Origin of the sequence: Pseudoalteromonas sp. S1610, from assembly GCF_005887465.1 — a bacterium.
Lineage (GTDB): Bacteria > Pseudomonadota > Gammaproteobacteria > Enterobacterales > Alteromonadaceae > Pseudoalteromonas > Pseudoalteromonas undina.
In genome coordinates this window covers 35,708-41,921 of the sequence record NZ_PNDI01000050.1, presented here as the reverse complement: position 1 = coordinate 41,921, position 6,214 = coordinate 35,708, and the positions used below count along the sequence as shown (strand labels likewise).

Sequence of the window (6,214 nt, the reverse complement as noted above, 5' to 3'; positions counted from 1 at the left end):
ACTCGGGCATCGAGTTTGCTAATTAAAGCGTGTGGAGTGTTGATTGGAGGCGGAACCCGGAGTCGAACCGGGGTAAACGGATTTGCAATCCGGTGCATGGCCACTCTGCCATTCCGCCTCAATACTAGGTTAGCTTTAAGATAAACTGGAGCGGCACACGAGGCTCGAACTCGTGACCTCGACCTTGGCAAGGTCGCGCTCTACCAACTGAGCTAGTGCCGCTTTATGTTTATCTAGGGGGCTATGCCCTCTCAACACGGACGCATTCTACAGAGATTATTAAACGCGTCAACACAAAAAATGCTACTTTTGAACTGTTTGATTATTTTTTATCTAAAATGGTGCGTTATTAGACGTTTACAATCAATTTTTGGTCAATTCTCCCCATGCTGCAACTAAATATTGCACCATAGAACTAAGCGTTAAAAATGTGGCTATATAAAGCAAGCCATAACTTAAATACATCATCCAGCTATCGTACTGCCAAATTAAACCGATAATGGCTAACATTTGAGCTGCGGTTTTTAACTTACCCATATCGGATACAGCTACGTTACCGCGTTTCCCCTGTTCAGCCATCCATTCGCGTAGCGCCGATATAACAATTTCACGGCTAATAATAATAAGCGCGGGTATGGTCATATACAAAGATTGGTAATGCTCAGATAATGCAACCAAGGCAGCACACACCATTACTTTATCAGCAACCGGGTCTAAAAATGCACCAAAAGGCGTTGATTGCTCAAGTTTACGGGCTAAATAGCCATCAAGTATATCTGTGATCGAAGCCAGCCAAAAAATAAAGGCAGCAACAAAGAATGCCCATGAATAAGGCATATAAAATATCACCAAAAAAATGGGGATAAGAAAGAGTCTAAACGTTGTGAGTGTGTTTGGAATATTCCACATAACTACTTGGATATGTCTTTTTTTCTATATTCGCACATAGGGCTAGCCCTTGTCATGCAAATGGTTAAATATCTTCTCAGCCATGTCAGGACTGATCCCAGGAACTTTCTTTAGCTGTTCTATATTAGCAGCTTTTACGCCTTGCATGCCCCCTAAATATTTTAATAATGTTTGTCGACGCTTTGAACCAACGCCATCTATTTCTTCTAGTAACGACTGAGTGCGTTGTTTTTGCCGCTTATTACGGTGCCCTGCAATTGCAAAACGATGGGATTCATCGCGTATATGCTGGATCAAATGAAGCGCTGGTGCATCAGAATCCATAGGAATTGTTTTACGCCCGCCATCTATAAGCAAGGTTTCAAGACCCGGCTTACGGCTAGTGCCTTTTGCAACACCGACTAATAGCGGCATTTTTGTATGCGGCCAGTTTTCGAAGTATTGCTCTGCTCTACCTAATTGACCTTTACCACCATCGATAAAAATAACATCGGGAATTTTCTCCTCATCAACCAACTTGTTGTAACGTTTGTTTAGTGCAAATTCCATAGCGGCGTAATCATCACCACCGGTAATACCGGTCACGTTGTAACGACGATACTCTTTATTGTTAGGGCCTTGAGAATCAAATACAACACAACTGGCCACTGTGTTTTCACCCATGGTGTGACTGATATCAAAACATTCCATGCGATTAATATCATCAAGACGCAAAGTAGCCTTTAATTGCGCATAACGCTTGTTTATCGAGTCTTGAGTGCTTTGCTTAACCGTAATGCTATTTAATGCATTTTTATTCGCTAACTGTAAGTACTGTGCTCGCTCACCACGGGTTACCACTTTAAGCGATACCTTACGTTCACTAATTTGGGTCAAGGCTTCACCTAGTGCATCACTTTCTTCTATTTCAAATGGTAAAATGATTTCTTTAGCAATGCGCCCTGTCGCACCTGGAGCTAAATAATATTGACCTAAGAAAGAGGTTAAAATTTCTTGCTCTTGTGAGTCTTTAGGCACCTTTGGAAAATAAGTTTTACTACCCAGCACTTTATGATCGCGAATCATTAATAGATGAATCCCATTTAAACCGTTTAAATGGGCAAAGCCGACCACATCCATTTCCGCAAAATTGCCAGAGATAGATTGCTGCTCCTGCATTTTACGCAGCAACATAATTTGGTCGCGAACTTTAGCTGCAAGTTCAAAATTAAGCTGCTCACTGGCTTTTTCCATTTTAGCAATGAGATCGGCTATTACTTCATGAGATTTACCAGTTAAAAACTTGCGGACATAATCAACTTGCTGCGCGTATTCATCTTCAGAGACTTTATTTACACACGGCGCAGAGCAGCGTTTTAATTGATACTGTAAGCAAGGGCGACTACGCGCACGGTAGTAGGCATCTTCGCATTGACGTACCGGAAATATTTTTTGCATTAAGCGTAAGCTTTCTGAAACCGCCCCCGCGCTTGGAAACGGACCAAAATATTCACCTTTTACTTTTCTGCTACCACGATGAAAGGCTAAGCGAGGATGCTTATGATTAGTGAGCAGTATGTAAGGGTACGACTTATCATCACGTAACAGAATATTATAACGTGGCTGATATTTTTTAATGAGGTTGTTTTCGAGCAGTAAAGCTTCTGTCTCTGTATTAGTAAGCGTGACTTCAATATTACAAATATTACTTACTAAAACACGGGTTTTACTATCGGTTATATTACTACGAAAGTAACTACTTACCCGCTTTTTTAAACTTTTAGCTTTACCGACATAGATAACTTGGTTGTCATTATCGAGCATGCGATAAACGCCAGGCTCACTCGATAATGTTTTTAAAAACTGGACATGATCAAATTCAGACATATATACCGACTAGTAAGAGATATCTATATCAATCATTTTGTAACGTATGGCTAAATGAGTAAGCTCTACATCGCCTCCTACGTTAAGCTTTTCAAACATGCGATAGCGATAACTGTTTACTGTTTTAGAACTTAAATTTAAGCGATCAGCAATATCCTGTGCTTTTTCACCTTTGGTGATCATCAGCATAATTTGTAGTTCACGCTCGGATAGGCTTTGAAATGGGTTTTCATCGGTACGCCCGGTTACCTGCGCAAGTGCAATCTGTTGCGCTATTTCTGGAGCAATATAGCGTTGTCCTGCATGCACACAGCGTATAGCGCGAACCATTTCATCAGATCCAGCACCTTTGGTTAAAAAGCCATGAGCACCAATTTGCATGACCTTACTTGGAAATGGGTCTTCGCAATTAACAGTAAGCACAATAATTTTTACATCAGGGCAGTAACGGCAAATCTTTTTAGTTGCCTCAAGCCCGCCCATACCAGGCATGTTCATATCCATTAACACTATATTTGGCGCATGCTGACGACAAAACTGCACAGCCTCTTCGCCTGTTTTAGCTTCACCTATTACTTTAAAACCACGTATATCATCAAGAATACGTCTGATCCCTGTGCGCACAAGTTCATGGTCATCAACTAAAAGTACGTTAATCAATAGAACACCCTCACTAGCCTAATAAGATGCAAGTTAACAAAATTAATTTTCAACATTAGCATAGATACTACGAAACCATAACTAATATTATGCTTTCGTAATCGGTCTTTATGACCGATATGATTAAAAGCGCATTTACCTATAGCAGGTAAATACGCCCCAATGATTTATGCTGACGCTTTTTCACTAAAACGGTCTACCCATAAAGCAATAATACCATCGCCAGTTACATTACACGCAGTGCCGAAGCTATCTTGCGCTAGGTAAAGTGCAATCATTAGTGCCACCGCACCTTCGTTGAAACCAAGCATGCTAGTTAATAAACCTAACGCCGACATTACTGCACCACCTGGGGCGCCTGGCGCTGCAATCATCACAACACCTAACATCATAATGAATGGCAACATAGCCATTAATGAAGGTACTTCCATGCTAGGCGATAAAAACATCACAGCCATAGCACAGGTAACTATTGTAATTGTTGAACCTGATAGATGAATAGTGGCGCATAATGGCACTGTAAAGTTAGCTACATCCTCTTTAACGTTATTTGCTTTACTTGATTGCAAAGATACTGGAATGGTTGCCGCACTCGACATAGTTCCTAATGCAGTAAAGTACGCAGGTAACATATTTTTAATTAGCTCAATAGGATTACGCTTAAGTAATAGGCCTGAGGTAATGTATAAAACACTCAACCATAACCAATGCATCACTAATGCAGCAACAAGTACTACACCAAATGCTTGTAATGTATCAACAACGGTGCCTGCTACGGTCATTTCAGCAAATACACCCGCAATGTAAAACGGTAATGCCGGAATAATTACTTTTGAAAGTAAACCATCAATAATATCGCGCCCCTGATCCGACACAGTTTTTAATGTGTCTAAGCCAAGCTGGCTCATACCAATACCAAATACAAATGCTGTAACTAAAGCAGTCATTACACCCATTAATGGTGGAATTTCTAAGTCAATAAAGCTTCCTACTTCGGTCACTGCTTCAGCTTCAAATGAAATACCGCCGCTTAAAAACGGAATAACCGCTGTTACTAATAAAAACGCCAAGGTACCAGCTATAATTGTTGAGCCATACGCAAAACCCACCGTTTTTCCCAGTAGATGCCCTGATCCTTTAGGAAGCCCGGCAATCCCAGAGGCAATAAAAAATAAAATAATCAGTGGAATTGTAAAACTAATAAGCTGGCCGATAAGCTCTTTTACTGTGTATAAAAGCTCAACGCCAGTTAAGGGAATGTAGAGCCCGACTAAGATACCGGCCACAATACCGGCAATTAATTTTAAGATTAACTTCATGGTGATTACTTTATTGAATTTAGATAATGTGTTTTTACCATGTTTTGAATAGTTTGTGTCAATAAACTGTTCAACCGCAGTTCATTTGCACAATTAACCAACAAAATATAAGTGTGATGTGTTGATTTGTTTAAATAACGACTACATAAAGAAAAGATAAAGTACAAAGTTAAAAACGAACAAATGATTTCAAGTTCGCCTTTTTAATAACTAAAAAATTAACAGATTGAGTTTTTAGTTCAATCCGTTATAAGCGGAATTAATATATGTTATAGCCAAAGCTTACTTTAACTTTTTTTATCTCACAGTAAAGTAGGCTTATAAAGTTAACAGAATAGCTGTTAACGTGTTGATCAGATTGTACCTAAAGGAACATTATGTCTACTATTTTTGAAGATAACTCACTAAGCATCGGTAACACACCGTTGGTAAAACTTAACCGTGTTACAGGTGGGAATGTATACGCTAAAGTTGAATCACGTAATCCTAGCTTTAGTATCAAATGCCGTATTGGTGCATCAATGATTTGGGAAGCTGAAAAATCAGGTCAACTAACCAAAGACAAAGAACTTATAGAGCCAACATCAGGCAATACGGGTATTGCATTGGCATTTGTAGCGGCTTCTCGCGGTTACAAGCTAACGCTTACAATGCCAAACACCATGAGCTTAGAACGTCGTAAACTATTAAAGGCACTCGGTGCTAACCTAGTGCTCACAGATGGCGCTAAGGGCATGAATGGCGCTATTACTAAAGCCAAAGAAATTCAAGCAGCAGATCCAGATAAATTTATTTTGCTACAACAGTTCGAAAACCCGGCAAACCCAAAAATTCACTTTGAAACAACGGGTCCGGAAATCTTTAATGCACTCGATGGCAAAATCGATTTCTTTGTTGCAGGTGTTGGTACAGGCGGAACGATTACAGGCGTTAGTCGTTATCTTAAAAAAGAAAAAGGCTTAAATGTAAAATCAATCGCTGTAGAGCCAAGCCACTCGCCAGTTATTAGTCAAACGCTTGCTGGTGAAGAGGTAAAACCAGGACCACATAAAATACAAGGCATTGGCGCAGGCTTTATTCCTGGGAATTTAGACCTATCAATTATTGATGGCGTAGAACAAGTGTCTAATGATGAATGTATCGCAATGTGTCATGAACTAATGAAAAAAGAAGGGATCTTAGTCGGTATTTCATCGGGTGCAGCCGTGGTTGCAGCAAAACGTATTGCTGAGCGTCCTGAAAATGCAGATAAAAGCATTGTGGTTATTTTACCAAGCGCAACAGAGCGTTACTTATCAAGCCCCATGTTTGATGAAGAGTTTTCCGAGCAAGAGCTTGTTCAGTAATCGAACAACACTATTAAAAAAGGATGTTTTTTAACATCCTTTTTTATTGCTTTTTTAATAAGTTAACACCTATTTAGTCCTATCCTCTTTACATCTCCTCCATTCCATCACACA

General features: G+C 39.9%; 5 protein-coding genes and 2 tRNA genes. 1 reads left to right on the top strand and 6 read right to left on the bottom strand.

Annotated elements, in window-relative coordinates; translation table 11 throughout:
* Nucleotides 1–44: 44 nt before the first annotated feature.
* The 6 genes from CWB77_RS15295 to CWB77_RS15270 form a co-directional block, all read right to left on the bottom strand.
* Nucleotides 45–118: transfer RNA gene (locus tag CWB77_RS15295), tRNA-Cys, on the bottom strand.
* A 28-nt stretch (nt 119–146) separates the two neighbouring features.
* Nucleotides 147–222 (bottom strand) — tRNA-Gly (locus CWB77_RS15290).
* Between the two features lie 141 nt (nt 223–363).
* Entirely contained in the window at nt 364–909 is a 546-nt protein-coding gene (gene pgsA / locus CWB77_RS15285; RefSeq protein WP_036933597.1) for a CDP-diacylglycerol--glycerol-3-phosphate 3-phosphatidyltransferase, read from the bottom strand.
* A gap of 42 nt (nt 910–951) precedes the next feature.
* Nucleotides 952–2,775: an excinuclease ABC subunit UvrC gene (gene uvrC / locus CWB77_RS15280; RefSeq protein ID WP_010391485.1), complete on the bottom strand. Its 1,824-nt coding sequence runs from the start codon at nt 2,773–2,775 to the stop codon at nt 952–954.
* A 9-nt stretch (nt 2,776–2,784) separates the two neighbouring features.
* Entirely contained in the window at nt 2,785–3,435 is a 651-nt protein-coding gene (uvrY, locus tag CWB77_RS15275; protein WP_010391483.1) for a UvrY/SirA/GacA family response regulator transcription factor, read from the bottom strand.
* A gap of 167 nt (nt 3,436–3,602) precedes the next feature.
* Nucleotides 3,603–4,754, bottom strand: coding sequence for a dicarboxylate/amino acid:cation symporter (locus CWB77_RS15270; RefSeq protein WP_138571035.1), 1,152 nt, complete (start codon nt 4,752–4,754; stop codon nt 3,603–3,605).
* A 377-nt stretch (nt 4,755–5,131) separates the two neighbouring features.
* Between CWB77_RS15270 and cysK the strand changes: the two genes are divergently transcribed.
* A complete protein-coding gene (cysK, locus tag CWB77_RS15265; RefSeq protein ID WP_138623461.1) occupies nt 5,132–6,100 on the top strand; it encodes a cysteine synthase A in 969 nt (322 codons plus the stop codon).
* Nucleotides 6,101–6,214: the final 114 nt, after the last annotated feature.

Coding starts and splice junctions, on each gene's coding strand:
- pgsA (WP_036933597.1), bottom strand. CDS start 909: ATGTGGAATATTCCAAACACACTCACAACGTTTAGACTCTTTCTTATC.
- uvrC (WP_010391485.1), bottom strand. CDS start 2,775: ATGTCTGAATTTGATCATGTCCAGTTTTTAAAAACATTATCGAGTGAG.
- CWB77_RS15270 (WP_138571035.1), bottom strand. CDS start 4,754: ATGAAGTTAATCTTAAAATTAATTGCCGGTATTGTGGCCGGTATCTTA.
- cysK (WP_138623461.1), top strand. CDS start 5,132: ATGTCTACTATTTTTGAAGATAACTCACTAAGCATCGGTAACACACCG.